Annotated in this window: 15 protein-coding genes, 5 tRNA genes and 1 pseudogene; all 21 read left to right on the forward strand. The window is 63.8% G+C overall.

Annotated features, from left to right (window positions below):
- Positions 1–54 precede the first annotated feature (54 nt).
- The 21 genes and pseudogenes from ACW7G0_RS01990 to rpoC all read left to right on the forward strand — a co-directional run bounded on the left by ACW7G0_RS01990 (position 55) and on the right by rpoC (position 21219).
- Positions 55–1746, forward strand: coding sequence for a tetratricopeptide repeat protein (locus ACW7G0_RS01990; protein ID WP_456987323.1), 1692 nt, complete (start codon positions 55–57; stop codon positions 1744–1746).
- Entirely contained in the window at positions 1743–2414 is a 672-nt protein-coding gene (gene lolB / locus ACW7G0_RS01995; RefSeq protein ID WP_456987324.1) for a lipoprotein insertase outer membrane protein LolB, read from the forward strand. The genes ACW7G0_RS01990 and lolB overlap by 4 nt, the downstream gene beginning before the upstream one ends.
- A pseudogene (gene ispE, locus ACW7G0_RS02000) lies at positions 2414–3283 on the forward strand (4-(cytidine 5'-diphospho)-2-C-methyl-D-erythritol kinase); the annotation flags it as partial. The gene lolB and the pseudogene ispE, both read left to right, overlap by 1 nt.
- A gap of 107 nt (positions 3284–3390) precedes the next feature.
- Positions 3391–3467 (forward strand) — tRNA-Gln (locus ACW7G0_RS02005).
- 42 nt (positions 3468–3509) lie between these two features.
- Positions 3510–4475, forward strand: coding sequence for a ribose-phosphate diphosphokinase (locus tag ACW7G0_RS02010; protein WP_456962247.1), 966 nt, complete (start codon positions 3510–3512; stop codon positions 4473–4475).
- Between the two features lie 116 nt (positions 4476–4591).
- On the forward strand, positions 4592–5248 hold the full coding sequence (locus ACW7G0_RS02015; RefSeq protein WP_456987325.1) for a 50S ribosomal protein L25/general stress protein Ctc: 657 nt from the start codon (positions 4592–4594) through the stop codon (positions 5246–5248).
- A gap of 75 nt (positions 5249–5323) precedes the next feature.
- Complete coding sequence (pth, locus tag ACW7G0_RS02020; RefSeq protein WP_456987326.1) at positions 5324–5905, forward strand: aminoacyl-tRNA hydrolase; 582 nt, start codon at positions 5324–5326, stop codon at positions 5903–5905.
- Positions 5906–5939: 34 nt separating this feature from the next.
- Positions 5940–7031 carry a redox-regulated ATPase YchF gene (gene ychF, locus ACW7G0_RS02025; RefSeq protein ID WP_456962244.1) on the forward strand — a complete coding sequence of 364 codons (1092 nt, stop codon included), beginning with the start codon at positions 5940–5942 and terminating at the stop codon, positions 7029–7031.
- 69 nt (positions 7032–7100) lie between these two features.
- A tRNA-Tyr gene (locus ACW7G0_RS02030) sits at positions 7101–7186 on the forward strand.
- A 62-nt stretch (positions 7187–7248) separates the two neighbouring features.
- A tRNA-Gly gene (locus ACW7G0_RS02035) sits at positions 7249–7322 on the forward strand.
- A 35-nt stretch (positions 7323–7357) separates the two neighbouring features.
- A tRNA-Thr gene (locus tag ACW7G0_RS02040) sits at positions 7358–7433 on the forward strand.
- Positions 7434–7478: 45 nt separating this feature from the next.
- Positions 7479–8669: an elongation factor Tu gene (tuf, locus tag ACW7G0_RS02045; protein ID WP_456987327.1), complete on the forward strand. Its 1191-nt coding sequence runs from the start codon at positions 7479–7481 to the stop codon at positions 8667–8669.
- A gap of 107 nt (positions 8670–8776) precedes the next feature.
- Positions 8777–8852, forward strand: a tRNA-Trp gene (locus ACW7G0_RS02050).
- 15 nt (positions 8853–8867) lie between these two features.
- On the forward strand, positions 8868–9245 hold the full coding sequence (gene secE / locus ACW7G0_RS02055) for a preprotein translocase subunit SecE (RefSeq protein ID WP_456987329.1): 378 nt from the start codon (positions 8868–8870) through the stop codon (positions 9243–9245).
- A 13-nt stretch (positions 9246–9258) separates the two neighbouring features.
- Positions 9259–9867: a transcription termination/antitermination protein NusG gene (gene nusG / locus ACW7G0_RS02060; RefSeq protein ID WP_456987331.1), complete on the forward strand. Its 609-nt coding sequence runs from the start codon at positions 9259–9261 to the stop codon at positions 9865–9867.
- 101 nt (positions 9868–9968) lie between these two features.
- Positions 9969–10397: a 50S ribosomal protein L11 gene (rplK, locus tag ACW7G0_RS02065; protein ID WP_456962240.1), complete on the forward strand. Its 429-nt coding sequence runs from the start codon at positions 9969–9971 to the stop codon at positions 10395–10397.
- A 4-nt stretch (positions 10398–10401) separates the two neighbouring features.
- Positions 10402–11100 carry a 50S ribosomal protein L1 gene (gene rplA, locus ACW7G0_RS02070; protein WP_456962239.1) on the forward strand — a complete coding sequence of 233 codons (699 nt, stop codon included), beginning with the start codon at positions 10402–10404 and terminating at the stop codon, positions 11098–11100.
- Positions 11101–11460: 360 nt separating this feature from the next.
- Entirely contained in the window at positions 11461–11985 is a 525-nt protein-coding gene (rplJ, locus tag ACW7G0_RS02075) for a 50S ribosomal protein L10 (RefSeq protein WP_456987333.1), read from the forward strand.
- 86 nt (positions 11986–12071) lie between these two features.
- A complete protein-coding gene (gene rplL, locus ACW7G0_RS02080; RefSeq protein WP_456987335.1) occupies positions 12072–12446 on the forward strand; it encodes a 50S ribosomal protein L7/L12 in 375 nt (124 codons plus the stop codon).
- A gap of 283 nt (positions 12447–12729) precedes the next feature.
- The gene (gene rpoB, locus ACW7G0_RS02085) at positions 12730–16893 is read left to right on the forward strand and encodes a DNA-directed RNA polymerase subunit beta (RefSeq protein ID WP_456989428.1); all 4164 of its coding nucleotides are present in this window, start codon (positions 12730–12732) and stop codon (positions 16891–16893) included.
- A 96-nt stretch (positions 16894–16989) separates the two neighbouring features.
- Positions 16990–21219: a DNA-directed RNA polymerase subunit beta' gene (gene rpoC, locus ACW7G0_RS02090; protein ID WP_456987337.1), complete on the forward strand. Its 4230-nt coding sequence runs from the start codon at positions 16990–16992 to the stop codon at positions 21217–21219.
- Positions 21220–21464: the final 245 nt, after the last annotated feature.

Raw genomic sequence — 21464 nt, forward strand, 5'->3', positions numbered from 1 at the left:
GGCTGCCGAAGGTCGGTATTCTACCGGCCCCGTGGAACGAGGACCTCGAATCCGATGCCAGCTGCCTTGCGCGCACTCGCCGCCAGTGCCGTCATCGTCGCCTTGCTGGGGCTGGTGGCGCCCGTCGGCCGAGCGTCCGAACCGGTCTTGGCGCCGGTCGATGACCCGGTCGTAGGTACGCTGGAGCCCTTGCTGGCCGCGGAGTTTGCACTGCAGGCGGGGAAGCTGGACCAAGCCTCGCATTGGTATCTGGCAGCCGCACTGGCCGCCGATGATGTCGCCTTGACCGAGCGGGCGACCCGCATCGCATTGTTGGCGCGTGACGAGCAAGCGGCCGGGCGCCTGCTGGCACTGTGGCGCGAGCAGGGTGCCGAGGGAGTCGACTTGCTGGCCGCCGAAGCGGCCCTGGCGCTGCGTCGAGGCAACGAACGCAGTGCGCGCGGGTACCTGGTTCGACTGCTGGCCACGCCCGGGGATGAGGGCTGGCGCCAGGCGCTGAGCGTGATCGCCGCCGGAGCGCGTGACCCCGAGCAGGCTGCCGAGGTATTGGAAGCGCTGGTCAGGCAAGGTCGTATTCCGCCCCGTCTGCAAGCCTGGCTGGCGTTTGGGGGACTTGCCCAGCGGCTTGAGCAGCCGGCGCTGGCCAAGCGCATCGTCGCCGAAGTGGTCAAGCGGTTCCCGGGTGAGCCACGGGTGGCGCTATTGCACGCCAGCCAGCTGCGCGAGGCGAACCAGGACGATCAGGCGCGCGACGTGCTGGACTCGGTGGCCGCCCGGGCGGAAGGTGATGCTGACCTGCGGCTGGCGATCGCCTACGAATACGACGCGCTGGGAGATCTCGATGCCGCCGCCGCGACCCTGGCTCGCGGGCCACAGGACGACCATACCTACGCGTTGCGTGCTTCGCTGCTGGCCCGGGACCAGGACAACGCGGCATTGACCGCGTTGTACGACGAACTGCGCGCCACGGCCAATGCGCCGGATCCGCAGCGGCGCTTGCTGCTGGGCCAGATGGCCGAGTTCCTTGATCGCTTCGATGAGGCGCTGGGCTGGTACCAGGATGTGCCTGGCGGCCCGCAGCGCTGGCCGGCCCGCCTGCGCAGCGCCAAGGTGTTGTATGAGATGGGCCGGGGCGAAGAGGGGTTCAAGCTGCTGCGTGAGGTCCAGGCCAATGCACGAGCACCCGATGACATCCGTCGCGACGCCTATCTGCTGGAGGCGTCGTTGCATGACAAAGGCCAGGACCCGGTGAGCGAGAAGGACGCGTTCTCGCGCGGCCTGGCGGCTTTCCCGGATGACCTGGAGATCCTCTACGCCCGTGCCTTGAGCTGGGAACGCGGTGACGATATCGCCCGTGCCGAGGCCGACCTGCGCAGGATCCTGGTGATCGAGCCGGAATCGGTCGCCGCGTTGAACGCCTTGGGTTACACCCTTGCCGACCGCACCGATCGCTATCAGGAGGCGCTGGAGCTGATCAATCGAGCGCGCGCAGCACAACCGGACAACGCGGCGATCATCGACAGTTATGGCTGGGTCCTGTATCGGCTCGGCCGGACCGAGGAGGCACTGGGTGAGCTGCGCCAGGCATTCGCGTTGCAGAAGGATGCGGAAGTCGCCGCTCACCTGGCTGAGGTGCTGTGGGCGCTGGGCAGGCATGACGAGGCACGCAAGTATTTCGAGGAAGCGCGTCAGCTGGATCCGGATAATCGCTCCTTGCAGCGGGCGCTCGAGAACACCGGCAAATGAGCCTGCGTCACGGCATTGCGTCGTTGCTGGTGCTGCTGCTGGCGGCCTGTGTCGCCGCGCCGGTGCGGCCGGACCTTGGCCCGGCACAGCTCGCCGCCGCCGAGGCCGCCCAGCAGGCACGCGAGCAGACGGTGCGTGCGCAGCAGGACTGGTCGTTGACCGGCCGTATCGCGGTGTCCAATGACGGCAAGGGCGGCAGTGGCCGGATCGACTGGACCCAGACCGGACCGCGTTACCACATCGCCCTCAGCGCCCCGGTCACCCGGCAGAGCTGGCACCTTTCCGGTGGTGCCGGTGCTGCACGCCTGGAAGGCCTGGAAGGCGGGCCACGAACCGGCCCCGACGCACGCATGCTGCTGTTGAGCATCACCGGCTGGGACATCCCGGTGGTGGCATTGGCCGAATGGGCGCGCGGTGCCCGGGCGCAGGCGTTGGGCCCCGCACGGATCCAGTACGGCAGCAATGGCCTGCCGTGGCGGATCGAACAGGACGGATGGGCAATCGAGTACGAATGGCCGCAAGCGGCCGCCTCGACCGGAACTGCTGCACGGCCTTCCCGCGTCGACGCGGTTCGTGGCAACGCACGGGTGAAATTGATCATCGATCAATGGCGCCGTGATCAGGGCGGCACCGATGGCGTGGGTGACGACCTGCCGCCGGCGACTTGATGGGCGCCCCTCTGGCCGGTTTGGCGGCGAGCTGGAGCGCTTGGCCGGCGCCGGCCAAGCTCAACCTGTTCCTGCGCATCCCGGGTCGCCGCGCGGATGGCTACCATCTGCTGCAAACGGTGTTCCGGTTGCTGGAGTGGGGCGATACGGTCCACCTGCGTGTGCGCGCTGACGGCCGGATCGTCCGTCACGGCGCATCGGCGGCCGGCGTGGACGAGGCGGATGACCTGGCCGTCATCGCCGCAAAACACCTGCAGGCGCTGGCGGACACGCGGCTGGGCGCGGACATCCGGGTCGAGAAGAGGATTCCCGTGGGCGGCGGGTTTGGCGGTGGCTCGTCCGATGCGGCCACCGTGTTGCTCGCACTGGATCATCTGTGGGGTACCGGGCTGGGGCTGGAGAGGCTTGCCGCACTTGGTTTGCAGTTGGGCGCCGATGTGCCGGTGTTCGTGCGCGGCCACAACGCCTGGGGCGAAGGCGTGGGTGAATTGCTGACGCCGGTCCCGTTGCCGCCCGCGTGGTACCTGCTGGCCGACCCGGGAGTCAGGGTATCGACTGCCGAGCTGTTCCAATCCCCGGAATTGACGCGCGATGCCCGGGCCGCGACAATGTCCGACTTCGTTTCGGGTGTACCGCTCGGGAACGCGTTCGAGCCAGTGCTACGCAGCCGCGAACCAGCCATCGAGGCCATGTTCGCAACGCTGGCGCGTCATGGCTCGCCGCGCTTGACCGGGTCCGGCAGTGGTTGCTTTGTCGAGTTCGCCGACCGCGAACCTGCCCAGGCTGCGCTGACGGCGCTGCCATCGGGCATCAAGGCCTGGCTGGCACCGGGTGCGGTACGGTCGCCGTTGCATGTCGCTGTCGAGGCGGCCGCTGGATGCGGTCTGGATACAAGTGGTCAGGTACCAGTACGCAGTTGGCAAGACGAATCGGATGCAGCGCGTTAGATAAACGAGTCACCCACAACCAGTTTTACAGGGGCGTCGCCAAGAGGCCCAAGGCACCAGGTTTTGATCCTGGCATTCGTAGGTTCGAATCCTACCGCCCCTGCCAACCCTGAAACACACCCGCCGCAAGGCCGGAGCTACGCGGAACATGTCTGTCCAAACTGATCGCAACTTGCTGGTCTTCTCCGGCAATGCCAACCGCCCCCTGGCCGAGGCGGTCTGCAAGGAGCTGGGCATTCGTCTGGGAAAAGCGCTGGTCAGCAGCTTTTCCGATGGCGAAGTCCAGGTTGAGATCGAGGAGAACGTCCGTCGGCAAGAGGTCTTCGTGATCCAGCCGACCTGCGCGCCCAGCGCGGAGAACCTGGTCGAGCTGCTGGTCCTGATCGATGCGCTCAAACGAGCCTCGGTCAGCAGCGTGACCGCGGTGGTGCCGTATTTCGGCTACGCGCGGCAGGATCGCCGGCCGCGCTCCTCGCGGGTTCCGATCACCGCCAAGGTGGCGGCCAAGATGTTCAACTCGGTGGATTGCGACCGGGTGCTGACGATCGACCTGCATGCCGACCAGATCCAGGGGTTCTTCGACATCCCGGTCGACAATGTCTATGCGTCCCCGCTGCTGCTGGCCGATATCTGGCGTGCGCACGGCACCGACAACCTGATCGTGGTCAGCCCTGATGTGGGCGGCGTGGTCCGCGCCAGGGCCATCGCCAAGCGCCTGGACGATGCCGACCTGGCGATCATCGACAAACGTCGCCCGCGCGCCAATGTCTCCACGGTGATGAATATCATTGGTGACGTCTCCGGCAAGATCTGCGTACTGGTCGACGATATCGTCGATACCGCCGGTACCCTGTGCGCTGCCGCTGCCGCACTCAAGGCGCAAGGCGCGGTCAAGGTCGTGGCCTACTGCACCCACGCGGTGCTCTCGGGCCCGGCAATCAGCAATATCCGCAACTCCGAGCTGGACGAGCTGGTGGTAACCGATACCATTCCGTTGACCGACGCGGCGCGCGAGTGTGGCCGGGTACGTCAGCTCAGTGTCGCCGAGCTGCTGGCCGAGACGATCCGCCGCATCGCCGGCGGCGAGTCGGTCAGTTCGCTGTACGTCGACTGATCCCAATCGTGCAGTCACGGTATCCACCGTGTCTGCAACCAACGCTCACCTGGTCGCGGGTGAGCGTCCCTGCCGCCGCGAGGCGGCTCAATGCAAGTCCAAAGTGAGTAAACACAATGTCTGAGCACACCATCAAGGCCACTGGCCGGAGCGTCGAGGGGAAGGGTGCGAGCCGCCGCCTGCGTCGTGCCGGTTCCATCCCGGCCATTATCTATGGCGGCAAGTCCGATCCGATGCCGGTCCAGCTGGATCAGGAAAAGATCTGGGTCGCCAGCCAGAACGAGTGGTTCTATTCGTCCATCCTGTCGATCGATGTTGACGGCAAGTCCGAGAGCGTGCTGTTGCGCGATATGCAGCGTCACCCGTTCAAGCAGATCATCATGCATCTGGACTTCCTGCGTATCAACGCCAACGAAACCCTGCGCGCACCGGTGCAGTTGCACTTCACCAACGAGGACACCTCGCCGGCCGGCAAGGCCCACGACGTGATCGTGATGAAGGAGCTGACCCAGGTCGAAGTGGTCTGCCTGCCCAAGGATCTGCCGCAGTACATCGAAGTGGACCTGGGTGCGCTGGAGCTGGGCGACATCATCCATCTGTCGCAGGTCAAGTTGCCCGAGGGGATCGAGATCCCGAGCCTGGCGCTGGGTCCCGATTTCGACGTTCCCGTCGTCGTGGCGCGCAAGGGCCGGGTGGAAGTCGAAGAAGTGGTCGAGGACGAGGCCGAAGCGGCCGAAGTGCCTGCGGCCAAGGTCGAGAAGGACCAGGAGTAAGCCTGCGGTTCATCGGGGTGCCTGCTTACACAAAGCGGTCTGCAGGCGCTCCGGTACGCGGCTTGTTCGCCTTCGATGGCCGGTTTGCGCCTCATCGTCGGGCTGGGGAATCCCGGGCCCGAACACCTCCGGACCCGGCACAATGCCGGGTTCTGGTTTGTTGACGCCCTGGCGGAAAAGCTCGGTGTCAGCTTCCGCGTGGATGCCAAGCTGTTCGGCCAGTCCGTTAAGGTTGAGGTCGCTGGTGAGCAGGTTTGGCTGTTGAAGCCCGCCACCTTCATGAACCTGTCGGGCAAGTCGGTCACCGCGGCGCTGCGCTACTGGAAAATCGAACCCGACCAGGCGCTGCTGGTACACGATGACCTGGATCTTCCGCCCGGTACCGCGCGGTTGAAGTTCGATGGCGGCCACGGGGGCCAGAACGGCCTGCGCGACACCATGCGCCTGCTGGGTCACGGGCAATTCCACCGGCTGAGGATGGGCATCGGGCACCCCGGGTACAAGGACCTGGTCACCCCCTGGGTGCTGGGCCGGCCGGGACGCGACGACGAGACGCTGATCCTGCGCGCAATCGATGATGCGATCGAGGTGTTGCCATTGGCGATCAGTGGCGATTTCAACGAGGCCATGAAGCGGCTGCATACGCCGCGCGCCTGAGTTCCACCCCTTCAACGAAAGTGAGTACAGCGTCATGGGCATCAAATGCGGCATCGTTGGTTTGCCTAACGTCGGCAAGTCGACCCTCTTCAATGCCCTGACCAAGGCCGGCATCGCGGCGGCCAACTTCCCGTTCTGCACGATTGAGCCCAACGTTGGCGTGGTGCCGGTGCCCGACCCGCGGCTGAATGCGCTGGCGGAGATCGTGCAGCCACAAAAATGCATCCCGACCGCGGTCGAGTTCGTGGATATTGCCGGGCTGGTTGCCGGCGCGGCCAGTGGCGAAGGGTTGGGCAACAAGTTCCTCGCCCACATCCGCGAGGTCGACGCGATCACCCACGTGGTGCGGTGTTTCGACAACGACGACGTCATCCACGTCAATAACAAAATCGACCCGATCGCCGACATCGAGACCATCGACACCGAACTGGCGCTGGCCGACCTGGAAAGCGTCGAGAAGGCTTTGCAGCGCGCCGAGCGCACTGCCAAGACGGGCGACAAGGACGCCAAGGTGCGGGTCGAGGTTCTGGCGCGGGTGCGCGACGGCCTGGATGCCGGCAAACCGGCCCGTGCGCTGGCGTTGTCCGAAGACGACCGGTTGGCGGTACGCGACCTGTTCCTGCTGACCCTGAAGCCGGTGATGTACGTCGCCAACGTGCTTGAGGACGGCTTCGAGAACAACCCGCATCTTGATGCCGTTCGCGCGCGGGCGGTGACCGAGGGCGCCGAGGTGGTGCCGGTATCGGCGGCGATCGAAGAGGAGTTGAGCCAGCTCGACGACGCCGATCGCGACGAGTTCCTGACCGACCTGGGCCTGGACGAGCCGGGTTTGAACCGCGTGATCCGCGCAGCCTACAAGCTGCTGGGGTTGCAAACCTACTTCACCGCAGGCGTGAAGGAGGTCCGGGCCTGGACGGTGAAGGCCGGATCCACCGCGCCGCAGGCGGCCGCGGTCATCCATACCGATTTCGAGAAGGGGTTCATCCGCGCCGAAACCATCGGCTACGACGACTTCATCCAGCACCGGGGCGAGGCAGGTGCCCGTGACGCCGGCCGGTTGCGCAAGGAGGGCAAGGAATACCTCGTGCAGGAGGGTGACGTGCTGCACTTCCTGTTCAACGTCTGAATCGTGCAAAGTTTTATCCCGCTTCCCGTTGACATCCGTTCCAGACCCCGCCAGAATTGCGGGCTCTTTGGAGGGATACCCAAGCGGCCAACGGGGGCAGACTGTAAATCTGCTGGCTTACGCCTTCGGTGGTTCGAATCCACCTCCCTCCACCACAGGCAATAAATCGATAGACTTACCATCCGTCGACGCAGTACCCAAGCAGGTTTGGTCCGGCGCGGGAGTAGTTCAATGGTAGAACCTCAGCCTTCCAAGCTGATGGTGCGGGTTCGATCCCCGTCTCCCGCTCCATTGCTGCCGCGACGTTCATCCTGCTGGAACAACTTGCTCACGTAGCTCAGTCGGTAGAGCACCTCCTTGGTAAGGAGGAGGTCACTGGTTCGATTCCAGTCGTGAGCACCACATTTTCCAACGATCCACACCGTCCCATAACGAGAAGCGACAGTCATGGCCAAGGGTAAATTCGAGCGCACCAAGCCGCACGTGAACGTCGGCACGATCGGTCACGTTGACCACGGCAAGACCACGTTGACCGCGGCGTTGACCAAGGTCGGTGCCGAGCGTTTCGGTGGCGAGTTCAGCGCGTACGACGCGATTGACCGGGCCCCGGAAGAGAAGGCGCGCGGCATCACCATCTCGACCTCGCACGTCGAGTACGAATCCCCGAATCGCCACTATGCGCACGTCGATTGCCCGGGACACGCCGACTATGTGAAGAACATGATCACCGGTGCGGCGCAGATGGACGGCGCGATCCTGGTGTGTTCGGCCGCGGACGGCCCGATGCCGCAGACCCGCGAGCACATCCTGCTGGCCCGCCAGGTGGGCGTGCCGTACATCGTGGTCTACCTGAACAAGGCGGACATGGTGGACGACGCCGAGCTGCTTGAGCTGGTGGACATGGAAGTGCGCGAGCTGCTGAGCAAGTACGAGTTCCCCGGCGACGACACCCCGGTCGTGATCGGTTCGGCGCTGAAAGCGCTGGAAGGTGACCAGAGCGATATCGGCGTGCCGTCGATCATCAAGCTGGTGGACGCGCTGGACAGCTGGATCCCGGAGCCGGTGCGCGACGTGGACAAGGCGTTCCTGATGCCGGTCGAAGACGTGTTCTCGATCTCCGGTCGCGGCACCGTGGTGACCGGCCGCATCGAGCGCGGCATCGTCAAGGTCGGCGAGGAGATCGAGATCGTCGGTATCCGTCCGACCGTGAAGACGACCGTGACCGGCGTGGAGATGTTCCGCAAGCTGCTCGACCAGGGCCAGGCGGGCGATAACGCCGGTCTGCTGCTGCGCGGCACCAAGCGTGACGACGTGGAGCGCGGCCAGGTGCTGTGCAAGCCCGGTTCGATCAAGCCGCACACCCAGTTCGAGGGCGAGGTGTACATCCTGAGCAAGGACGAGGGCGGCCGCCACACGCCGTTCTTCAAGGGCTACCGTCCGCAGTTCTACTTCCGCACCACCGACGTGACCGGCGCCTGCGAGCTGCCCGAAGGCGTGGAGATGGTGATGCCGGGCGACAACGTGAAGATGGTGGTCGAGTTGATCAACCCGATCGCGATGGACGAAGGCCTGCGTTTCGCGATCCGTGAGGGTGGCCGTACCGTCGGCGCCGGCGTGGTCGCCAAGATCATCAAGTAAATCGCAATACGGCAGGTCGCATTGTTGCGAGCGACCTGTCGATACCACAAGCATCAATCCCGGCAGGGCGGCGTCAGCCGCCGTTGCCTTTTTCAGAACCAGTCAATACGCCAGTAGCTCAATTGGCAGAGCAGCGGTCTCCAAAACCGCAGGTTGGGGGTTCAAGTCCCTCCTGGCGTGCCAAATGCGGAAGGTCGATTGAACAGCAAGGCTGAACAACACAAGTCCGCCGACGCCGGCGATATCCTGAAGTACGTGGTGGCAGTGCTCCTGGTCGTCGCCGGTATCTTCTCGTTCTACTGGTTCGAGCAGTTGCCGGGCGCGTTGCGCGCCTTGTTCGTGGCCGCGGGCCTGGTCGCCGGTGTAGTGGTCTTCCTGAGCAGCCACCTGGGTGGGCAAACCCTGGGGTTCCTCTCGGAGTCGCGCTTCGAGTTGCGCAAGGTGGTCTGGCCAAAGCGGCAGGAAGCAACGCGCACCACGTGGGTGGTGGTTTTGGCAGTCGTGATCCTGAGCCTGATCATGGCCGGGTTCGACGTGGTCATACAGGCGGCCGTGAAATGGCTACTGGGACGCTGAGGAGATGACACAGGTGCAGACGCCAGGCAACAACACGGGCAATGACGGCGGCGACGCGAACAGCGACAAGCGTTGGTACGTCGTCCACGCCTATTCGGGCTTCGAGAAAACCGTCGCGCAGGCTCTGCGCGACCGGATCCAGCGCGAGGAAATGCAGGATCGCTTTGGCGATGTGCTGGTTCCGACCGAAGAGATCGTGGAGATGCGTGCCGGACAGAAGCGCCGCTCCGAGCGCAAGTTTTTCCCGGGTTACGTGCTGGTGCAGATCAAGACGAACGACGAAAGTGGCATTCCGCGGATCGACAGCGAGTGCTGGCATCTGATCAAGGAGACCCCGAAGGTAATGGGTTTCATCGGTGGCACCGCCGACAGGCCGTTGCCGATCGCCGATCACGAAGCCGCCGCAATCCTGGACCGGGTGCAGGAAGGCGTCGAGAAGCCGCGGCCGAAGGTGTTGTTCGAAGCCGGGCAGATGGTTCGCGTGGTTGACGGTCCGTTCAATGACTTCAACGGCGTGGTCGAGGAAATCAATTACGAGAAGAGCCGCCTGCGCGTTGCAGTGCTGATCTTCGGTCGCTCGACTCCGGTCGAGCTGGAATTCGGTCAGGTCGAGAAGGCCTGACGGCAACAGATTCGCCGGGACGAGTGGTTCGCCCCGGCAACAACCGCGAGGAGCCCGTGGTCGAAAGATTCACTGGCGTCCGCACTCGCAGGAGCTGAGCAATGGCAAAGAAAGTAGTTGGTTATATCAAGCTGCAGGTCAAGGCCGGTCAGGCCAACCCGTCGCCGCCGGTGGGCCCCGCCCTCGGTCAGCGCGGTCTGAACATCATGGAGTTCTGCAAGGCATTCAACGCGGCGACGTCGAAGCTGGAGCCGGGACTGCCGACGCCGGTGATCATCACCGCGTACTCCGACCGCACTTTCACCTTCATCACCAAGAGCACCCCGGCCGCCGTGCTGCTCAAGAAGGCTGCTGGCGTCACGGCTGGCTCCAAGCGCCCCAACACCGAGAAGGTCGGCAAGATCAGCCGTGCCCAGATCGAGGAGATCGCCAAGATGAAGGAGGCCGATTTGACTGCGGCTGACCTTGAAGCGGCGGTGCGGACGATTGCGGGCTCTGCCCGCAGCATGGGTTTGACGGTGGAGGGCTGAGACCATGGCAATGAGCAAGCGCAAGAAAGCAATCAAGGCGGCCATCGAGCCGGGCAAGTCCTACGCCTTTGGTGATGCCATCAAGATCGTCAAGACTGCGACCAAGACCAAGTTCGTCGAGTCCGTCGATGTCGCCGTACGCCTGGGCGTGGATGCCAAGAAGTCCGACCAGCAGGTGCGCGGCTCGACCGTGCTGCCAGCAGGTACCGGCAAGACCGTGCGCGTAGCGGTGTTCGCGCCGGCCGGTGCCAAGGCCGACGAGGCCCTGGCCGCTGGCGCCGAGGCTGTGGGCATGGATGACCTGGCCGAGAAGATGCAGGCGGGTGACTTGAACTACGACGTGGTCATCGCCACTCCGGACGCGATGCGCGTGGTCGGTAAGCTGGGCCAGCTGCTCGGCCCGCGGGGCCTGATGCCCAACCCGAAGGTCGGCACCGTATCGCCGAACCCGGGTGAGGCGGTCAAGAACGCCAAGGGCGGCCAGGTTCGTTATCGCACCGACAAGGCCGGCATCATCCACTGCACGATTGGCAAGGCCGATTTCGACGATGCTTCGCTCAAGGGCAACCTGGAAGCGCTGCTGATGGATCTGATCAAGGCCAAGCCGGCGACGGCCAAGGGTCACTTCCTGCAGAAGATTTCGGTCAGCTCCACCATGGGCCCCGGCGTTGCCGTGGACCAGGGAACGCTGATCCTGAAGTAACGCAAGAATTTTGAGGGCATCGCCAAGGCTTCGGCCGCGGCGATAGCCGTCAAAGACCGTAGGCGCGGTCAGCGCGTGACGACGACGGGCACGGAAGCTCCTCACTGGCAGGGAATCGCCGTCGTCACCAGCGGGACTGCTTAATCCGGTTTCAGGTGGAGTCGCCGCAAGGACTTCACCGAGCCGGGCCTGCGTAGATGGTTGCCGACCCTCCAGACGTGTTTTTGCAAGTGTTGTCTTGGAAACGGCTACCACCCGGAGTGCCGCTTGCGGCATTCCCGGCATCGGGCCAAACGATGCCGACCGAGGACCGCTCCCGTGCATTTTGTGCGGGACGGAGTTGAAGTACGGAGGAGTGCAATGGCTCTTAATCTGACCCAGAAGCAGGAAGTCGTTGCCGAACTGGCCGAGGTCGCCGGCAAGGCGCACTCGCTGGTCGCCGCGGAGTATGTGGGTCTCACCGTTGGTCAAATGACCGACATGCGCAAGAAGGCCCGTGAGTCGGGCGTGTACTTGAAGGTTGTCAAGAACACGCTGGTCTCGCGCGCAGTGGAAAATACCGATTATGCCGTCATTGCCGACGAGCTGACAGGCCCGCTGCTGTATGCCTTCTCGCAGGAAGATCCCGGTGCCGCGGGACGTCTGATCAAGGAATTCGCGAAAGCGAACGACAAGTTGAAGCCGCGCCTGGTGTCGTTGGGCGGACAGTTGTACCCGGGCTCCCATGTGGATGTCCTGGCGTCACTGCCGACCCGCGACCAAGCGCTGTCGATGCTGCTCAGCGTCATGTCCCAGCCCGCCACCATGCTGGTTCGCTTGCTCAGCGAACCGGCCTCGCAGGTCACCCGCGTCGTCAATGCGGCTGGCCAGGCGAAGGCGGCCTGAGGCCAACAGTTCGGTTTACGTTTTCCAGTCTTGAAACGCAGTACGACAATCAAGTCGTTTCCAATCTAGATAATCGAGGTTTTACAATGTCCCTGTCCAACGAACAGATCATCGAAGCGATCGCTGAAAAGTCCCTCATGGAAGTGATGGAGCTGGTGAAGGCGATGGAAGAGAAGTTCGGCGTGTCCGCCGCTGCCCCCGTGGCCGCTGCCGGCCCGGCCGCTGCTTCTGCCGCCCCGGCGGAAGAGCAGACCGAGTTCACCGTGACCCTGAAGGCCACCGGTGACAAGAAGGTCGAGGTCATCAAGGTGGTCCGTGCGATCACCGGCCTGGGCTTGAAGGAAGCCAAGGACCTGGTCGAAGGCGCGCCGAAGGATGTGAAGGAAGGCGTGTCGAAGGACGAAGCCGCCAAGCTGAAGAAGGATCTGGAAACCGCTGGCGCCACCGTCGAAGTAAAGTAAGCAGTACTTGCGTCGCCGGGTAACATGGGCGACCAGCCAAGGCTGGGGGCGAAAGCCCCCGGCCTTTGGCCGTTGTTGCGGCATCTGCAATACCAGGTAACGAGTTGGTAGTTGGAAGTAGCAGGAGATGGCGTGCTGGTGCCGGCAATACCAGCGACTTCCCACTGGCAATTTTGCATTGTTCTTGCATCTCCCCTATTCACATATCCCCCAGGCTCGCGGACGCGCGACCCGATGCACACCGAGGCGGTAGCTCACCATGACCACAGCTTCCAAGACGACCATGAGCTCCAAGGTCCACTATTCGTTCACTGAAAAGAAGCGCATCCGCAAGGACTTCGGCAAGAGCCGTTCGATCCTCGAGGTGCCGTTCCTGCTGGCAATCCAGGTCGATTCCTATCGCCGGTTCCTGCAGGAAGACGTGCCCCAGGCCAAGCGCAAGGAGCGCGGCTTGCATGCGGCGCTGAAGTCGGTGTTCCCGATCGCCAGCTACAGCGGCAACGCGGCGCTGGAATATGTCGGCTACAAACTGGGTGAGCCCGCGTTCGACGAGCGCGAGTGCCGCCAGCGTGGCATGAGCTACGGCGCCCCGCTGCGCGTGACCGTGCGCCTGGTGATCTACGATCGCGAGTCGTCGACCAAGGCGATCAAGTACGTCAAGGAGCAGGAGGTCTACATGGGCGAGATCCCGCTCATGACCGGCAACGGCACCTTCATCGTCAATGGCACCGAGCGCGTCATCGTCTCCCAGCTGCACCGCAGCCCGGGCGTGTTCTTCGACCATGACCGCGGCAAGACCCACAGCTCGGGCAAGCTGCTTTACAGTGCGCGCGTGATTCCGTACCGCGGCTCGTGGCTGGACTTCGAGTTCGACCCCAAGGACGCGCTGTTCACCCGTATCGATCGTCGCCGCAAGTTGCCGGTGACCATTCTGTTGCGGGCGCTGGGCTACAACGACGAGGAAATGCTGGCCGAGTTCTTCGAGGTCAACACGTTCCACATCGATCCCACCGAGGGCGTCCAGCTGGAGCTGGTTGCCGAACGCCTGCGCGGCGAGACCCTGGACTTCGACCTGGCCGATGGCGACAAGGTCATCGTCGAGGCTGGCCGCCGCATCACCGCGCGCCACGTCAAGCAGCTGGAAGCGTCGGGTATCGATGCACTGGCGGTGCCGGACGAGTACCTGGTCGGTCGGACCCTGTCCCACGACGTGGTCGATACCAGCACCGGCGAGCTGATTGCTGCTGCCAACGACGAGATCACCGAAGAGCAGCTGGAGCTGTTCCGCAAGGGTGGTATCGAGGTGGTCGGCACGATCTGGACCAACGACCTGGATCGCGGCGCGTTCATCTCCAACACGCTGCGGATCGACCCCAGCAAGACCCAGTTGGAAGCGTTGGTCGAGATCTACCGGATGATGCGTCCGGGCGAGCCGCCGACCAAGGACGCCGCGCAGAACCTTTTCCACAACCTGTTCTTCACCTTCGATCGCTACGACCTGTCGGCCGTGGGCCGGATGAAGTTCAACCGTCGCATCGGCCGCAAGGAAGTCACCGGCGCCTCGGTGCTGTACGACGCGCGCTATTTCTCGCTGCGCAAGGATGAAGACTCCAAGCGTCTGGCGGCCGAGATCGGCGAAGGCTCCGACATCCTCGACGTGTTGAAGGTGCTGACCGAGATCCGCAACGGTCGCGGCATCGTCGATGACATCGATCACCTGGGCAACCGCCGCGTGCGTTCGGTCGGCGAGATGGCCGAGAACACCTTCCGCGTCGGTCTGGTCCGGGTGGAGCGTGCGGTCAAGGAACGCCTGTCGATGGCCGAGGCCGATGGCCTGACCCCGCAGGATCTGATCAATGCCAAGCCGGTGGCGGCCGCGGTCAAGGAGTTCTTCGGCTCCTCGCAGCTGTCCCAGTTCATGGATCAGAACAACCCGCTGTCGGAAGTCACCCACAAGCGCCGCGTGTCCGCGCTTGGGCCGGGCGGCCTGACCCGCGAGCGTGCCGGCTTCGAGGTGCGCGACGTGCACCCGACCCATTACGGCCGCGTGTGCACCATCGAAACCCCGGAAGGCCCGAACATCGGCCTGATCAACTCGCTGGCGGTGTTTGCCCGCACCAACGAGTACGGCTTCCTGGAGACGCCGTACCGCAAGGTGGTGGATGGCAAGGTCACCGACGACGTTGAGTACCTGTCGGCGATCGAGGAGAACGAGTACGTCATCGCCCAGGCCAATGCGCCGCAGGACGACAAGGGCGTACTGAGCGAACTGTTCGTCGACTGCCGTTACCAGGGCGAGTCGATGCTCAAGCCGCCAAGCGAGGTCCACTTCATGGACGTCTCGCCAATGCAGACGGTGTCGGTTGCCGCGGCGTTGGTGCCTTTCCTGGAGCACGATGACGCGAACCGCGCACTGATGGGCGCCAACATGCAGCGTCAGGCCGTGCCGACGCTGCGTTCGCAGAAGCCGTTGGTGGGTACCGGTATCGAGCGCGCGGTGGCGCGTGACTCGGGCGTTACCGTGAACGCGTTGCGCGGCGGCACGATCGAGCAGATCGATGCGGCGCGCATCGTGGTCAAGGTCAACGAGGACGAGATCAGCAGCGAGACCGATGCCGGTGTCGATATCTACAACCTGATCAAGTACACCCGCTCCAACCAGAACACCTGCATCAACCAGACCCCGCTGGTCAACGTGGGCGATGTGATCGCCCGTGGCGACGTGCTGGCCGATGGTCCCTCGACCGATATCGGCGAGCTGGCCCTGGGCCAGAACATGCTGATCGCGTTCATGCCGTGGAACGGCTACAACTTCGAGGATTCCATCCTGCTGTCGGAGCGGGTGGTGCAGGAGGATCGTTACACCACGATCCACATCGAGGAGCTGACCGCGGTAGCGCGTGACACCAAGTTGGGACCGGAGGAGATTTCCGCCGATATTCCCAACGTCTCCGAAGAGGCATTGAATCGCCTTGACGAGTCCGGTGTGGTCTACATCGGTGCCGAAGTGCGTGCCGGTGACATCCTGGTCGGCAAGGTCACGCCCAAGGGCGAGAGCCAGCTGACCCCGGAAGAGAAGCTGTTGCGTGCGATCTTTGGCGAGAAGGCCAGCGACGTGAAGGACAGCTCGCTGCGCGTGCCGCCGGGCATGGATGGCAACGTCATCGACGTGCAGGTATTCACCCGTGACGGCATCGAGAAGGATAAGCGCGCCAAGCAGATCGAGGAGTCCGAGGTTCGCCGGGTCAAGAAGGACTTCGACGACCAGTTCCGGATCCTCGAGGCGGCGATCTACAGCCGTCTGCGCAGCCAGTTGATCGGCAAGGTTGCCAATGGCGGTTCCGGCCTGAAGAAGGGCGAGACCGTGACCAGCCTGGTGCTGGACGGCCTGTCCCGCAAGGACTGGTTCAGCCTGCGCATGAAGGACGAGTCGGCGGTCGAGGCGATCGAGCGCGCGCAGAAGCAGATCGACGTGCACGAGAAGGAGTTCGAGCGCCGGTTCGCCGACAAGCGCGCCAAGATCACCCAGGGCGATGACCTCGCACCGGGCGTGCTGAAGATGGTCAAGGTATTCCTGGCAGTTAAGCGCCGGATCCAGCCAGGCGACAAGATGGCCGGCCGCCACGGCAACAAGGGTGTGGTCTCGACCATCGTGCCGGTGCAGGACATGCCGTACATGGCCAACGGCGAGACGATCGACATCGTGCTCAACCCGCTGGGCGTACCGAGCCGAATGAACATCGGCCAGGTGCTGGAAGTCCATCTGGGCTGGGCGGCCAAGGGGCTGGGAGAAAAGATCCAGCGGATGCTCGACGCGCAGGCCAAGGTGACCGAACTGCGCAAGTTCCTCGACGAGATCTACAACCACGACGTCAAGCTGCACGGACAGCGGGTCGACCTCAAGCAGTTCAGTGACCAGGAGTTGATGGCACTGGCAGGCAACCTGACCGACGGCGTGCCGATGGCGACACCGGTGTTCGACGGTGCCGAAGAGCTGGAGATCAAGAAGATGCTCGAGCTGGCGGACCTGCCGATCAGCGGCCAGACCACCTTGCATGACGGCCGTACCGGTGAGGCGTTCGACCGCCAGGTCACCGTGGGCTACATGCACATGCTGAAGCTGAACCACCTGGTCGACGACAAGATGCACGCCCGTTCGACCGGGCCGTACTCGCTCGTCACCCAGCAGCCGCTGGGCGGCAAGGCGCAGTTCGGCGGCCAGCGCTTCGGCGAGATGGAAGTCTGGGCACTGGAAGCCTACGGTGCGGCCTACACGCTGCAGGAGATGTTGACGGTGAAGTCCGATGACGTGCAGGGACGCAACCAGATGTACAAGAACATCGTCGATGGCGAGTACGAAATGGTGGCCGGAATGCCGGAGTCCTTCAACGTGCTGGTGAAGGAAATCCGCTCGCTCGCGATCAACATGGAGCTGGAAGAGAACTGAGAAAAACGGAACGGGAACGCCGCGCACCGCGCGTTCCCCGTTCCGAGTCGGTAATCCCAGCCCCTTGACGATTTACTCCTCCACGGAGAAAGAAAAATGAAAGACCTGCTCAACCTTTTCAACCAGCAGCGTCCGGCGCTCAACTTCGACGCGATCAAGATCGCGTTGGCGTCGCCGGACCTGATCCGTTCGTGGTCCTTCGGTGAGGTCAAGAAGCCCGAGACCATCAACTACCGCACCTTCAAGCCCGAGCGCGACGGCCTGTTCTGCGCCGCGATCTTCGGGCCGGTCAAGGACTACGAGTGCCTGTGCGGCAAGTACAAGCGCATGAAGCACCGTGGCGTGGTGTGCGAGAAGTGCGGCACCGAGGTCACCCTGGCCAAGGTCCGCCGCGAGCGCATGGGCCACATCGACCTGGCGTCGCCGGTCGCGCACATCTGGTTCCTGAAGTCGCTGCCCAGCCGCATTGGTTTGATGCTGGACATGACCCTGCGCGACATCGAGCGGATCCTGTACTTCGAGGCGTTCGTAGTCACCGAGCCGGGCCTGACCCCGTTCGAGCGTGGCCAGCTGCTCAACGAAGAGCAGTACATGCAGGCGCGCCAGGAGCACAGCGATGACTTCGACGCCGCGATGGGCGCCGAGGCGGTCTACGACCTGCTGCGCACCCTCGACCTGCCGGGCGAGATGGTGCAGCTGAAGGAAGATATCGCCGCCACCGGTTCGGAGACCAAGCTCAAGCGCCTGACCAAGCGGGTCAAGCTGGTCGAGGCGTTCCTGGAGTCCGGCAACAAGCCCGAGTGGATGATCATGACGGTGCTGCCGGTGCTGCCGCCGGACCTGCGTCCGCTGGTGCCGCTGGACGGTGGCCGCTTCGCGACCTCCGACCTCAATGATCTGTACCGCCGCGTCATCAACCGCAACAACCGCCTGCGCCGCCTGCTGGAGCTCAATGCGCCGGAAATCATCGTGCGCAACGAGAAGCGCATGCTGCAGGAGTCGGTGGATGCGCTGATGGACAACGGCCGCCGCGGCCGCGCCATCACCGGCACCAACAAGCGCCCGCTCAAGTCGCTGGCCGACATGATCAAGGGCAAGCAGGGCCGCTTCCGCCAGAACCTGCTTGGCAAGCGCGTCGACTACTCCGGTCGTTCCGTCATCGTGGTCGGTCCGTACCTCAAGCTGCACCAGTGCGGACTGCCGAAGAAGATGGCGCTGGAGCTGTTCAAGCCCTTCATCTTCGCCAAGCTGCAGCGTCAGGGCCTGGCCACCACCATCAAGGCGGCCAAGAAGCTGGTCGAGCGTGAAGAGGCCGAGGTCTGGGACATCCTGGAAGAGGTGATCCGCGAGCATCCGGTGCTGTTGAACCGTGCTCCGACCCTGCATCGCCTGGGCATCCAGGCGTTCGAGCCGGTGCTGATCGAAGGCAAGGCAATCCAGTTGCATCCGCTGGTCTGCACCGCGTTCAACGCCGACTTCGATGGTGACCAGATGGCCGTCCACGTGCCGCTCTCGCTGGAAGCCCAGCTGGAAGCGCGTGCGCTGATGATGGCGTCCAACAACATCCTGAGCCCCGCCAACGGCGAGCCGATCATCGTGCCGTCGCAGGACGTCGTGCTTGGCCTGTACTACATGACCCGCGGCCTGGAGAACAAGAAGGGCGAGGGCATGGCGTTCGCCAACGTGTCCGAGGTCAAGCGTGCCTACGACAACCGCGTGGTGGAACTGCACGCCAAGGTCAAGGTGCGCATCACCGAGTCGGTGGTCCAGGAAGACAGCGAGGCCGGTAAAGGCGAGCGCGTGACCAGGACCTCCATCGTCGACACCACCGTCGGCCGGGCGTTGCTACAGGAAATCCTGCCCGAAGGCCTGCCGTTTGCGCTGGCCAACGTCGAGATGACCAAGAAGAACATCAGCCGCCTGATCAACTCCAGCTATCGCCTGCTGGGCTTGAAGGACACGGTCGTGTTCGCCGACCAGCTGATGTACACCGGCTTTGCTTACGCGACCCGCGCCGGTGTCTCCATCGGCATCGACGACATGCTCATCCCGGATGCCAAGAAGGGCATCCTGGAGGAGGCCGAAACCGAGGTCCTGGAAATCCAGGAGCAGTACCAGTCGGGCCTGGTCACCGCCGGCGAGCGTTACAACAAGGTCGTCGATATCTGGTCGCGCACCAATGAGCGCGTGGCCAAGGCCATGATGGACACGATCGGCACCGAGAAGGTCCAGAATGCGAAGGGCGAAACGATCGACCAGAAGTCGATGAACTCGGTCTACATCATGGCCGATTCCGGCGCCCGTGGTTCGCAGGCGCAGATCCGCCAGCTGGCCGGCATGCGTGGCCTGATGGCCAAGCCTGACGGCTCCATCATCGAGACGCCGATCACCGCGAACTTCCGTGAAGGCCTCAACGTCCTGCAGTACTTCATCTCGACCCACGGTGCACGAAAGGGCTTGGCCGATACCGCGTTGAAGACCGCGAACTCCGGTTACCTGACCCGTCGTCTGGTCGACGTGGCGCAGGACGTTGTGATCACCGAGGACGATTGCGGCACGCTCGATGGCCTGATGATGACCCCGATCGTTGAAGGGGGTGACGTGGTCGAGCCGTTGCGTGACCGTGTACTGGGTCGCGTCGTGGCCGAGGATGTGTTCCTGCCGGGCAATGACGACGATCCGATCGTCACCCGCAACACGCTGCTCGACGAGGCCTGGGTACAGAAGCTCGAAGACGCCAGCGTGCAGTTGATCAAGGTGCGTTCGACCATCACCTGCCAGTCCTCGTTCGGTGTATGTGCCAGCTGCTACGGCCGTGACCTCGGTCGCGGACACATCGTCAATCATGGCGAGGCGGTGGGCGTGGTGGCGGCGCAGTCGATTGGTGAGCCGGGTACCCAGCTGACCATGCGTACGTTCCACATTGGTGGTGCGGCATCGCGAGCGGCGGCGATCGACAACGTAACCGTCAAGACCACCGGTTCGATCAAGTTCAACAACCTCAAGCACATCGAGCACGGTGCCGGCCACGTGGTGGCGGTATCACGCTCGGGTGAGTTGTCGGTGCTTGACGTCCACGGTCGCGAGCGCGAGCGTTACAAGCTGCCGTACGGCGCGACCATCGACGTCAAGGATGGCGCGGAAATCAAGGCCGGCCAGCAGGTCGCGCACTGGGACCCGCATAACCACCCGATCGTGTCGGAAGTGGCCGGTTTCGTCCGCTTCGTGGACTTCGTCGACGGCATCACCGTGATCGAGAAGACCGATGAGCTGACCGGCTTGGCGTCGCGCGAGATCACCGATCCGAAGCGTCGCGGTTCCGCATCCAAGGACCTGCGTCCGATCGTGCGCATCGTCGACAAGAATGGCGATGACCTGGTCATTCCCGGTTCCGACCTGCCTGCGCAGTACCAGTTGCCGCCGCGCTCGGTGGTCAACCTGCAGGACGGTGCACCGGTGGGCGTTGGCGACGTAGTGGCCAAGATTCCGCAGGAGGCGTCCAAGACCCGCGATATCACCGGTGGTCTGCCGCGCGTCGCCGATCTGTTCGAGGCGCGCAAGCCGAAGGATCCGGCAATTCTGGCCGAGCGTTCGGGCATGGTCAGCTTCGGCAAGGAAACCAAGGGCAAGCAGCGCCTGGTGATCACCGATTCCGATGGCACCGAGCACGAGGAGCTGATTCCCAAGTACCGCCAGATCATCGTGTTCGAAGGTGAGCACGTCGAAAAGGGCGAGACCGTGGTGGACGGCGAGCCGACTCCGCAGGACATCTTGCGCTTGCTGGGTGTCGAGCCGCTGGCCGTGTACCTGACCAAGGAGATCCAGGACGTGTACCGCCTGCAGGGCGTGAAGATCAACGACAAGCACATCGAGGTGATCGTCCGGCAGATGCTGCGCAAGGTCGAGATTACCGACCAGGGCGACAGCAAGTTCCTGCACGGCGAGCAGGTCGAGCGCCAGCGCTTCGTCGAAGAGCACGCCAAGGTCCTCGCGGCCGACGGGATTGTCCCGCAGTACAACCCGGTCTTGCTGGGTATCACCAAGGCATCGCTGGCGACCGAGTCGTTCATCTCGGCGGCGTCGTTCCAGGAGACCACTCGCGTGCTCACCGAGGCCGCCGTGCGCGGTACCCGTGACAACCTGCGCGGCCTGAAGGAAAACGTGATCGTGGGTCGTTTGATCCCGGCCGGTACCGGATTGGCTTACCACGCGCAGCGCCGCAAGAACGCGTCGGGACTGACCGACTCGGAGATGGAGGCGCTGTCGGCGCCGGTGGCAGCCGAAGCGGCCGCGACCGATGTTGGCGAGGAGTCGAGCGCTTCGTAATACCGTAGTGTCGTGGTGGCTCCCAGGAGCCACCCCAGATCACCAAATGAGGCGCAAGGAGCGCCTCGTGTTGGGCCCAGGGCAGGGCGGGATCAGGAATGTTCGCGGGGCCGGGAGGATAGTTTCCGGCTTCCGCGGTTTCGTGCTGAATGTGTTTGACGGCAACGTCGAACGCAGGCTATACTTTTCGGTCTCGGTAAGTCGAGTGAGCTCGGCTTCCCGTTCGTTTTCACAGAGGCACGGCA

Source organism: Lysobacter sp. A286 (assembly GCF_054052105.1).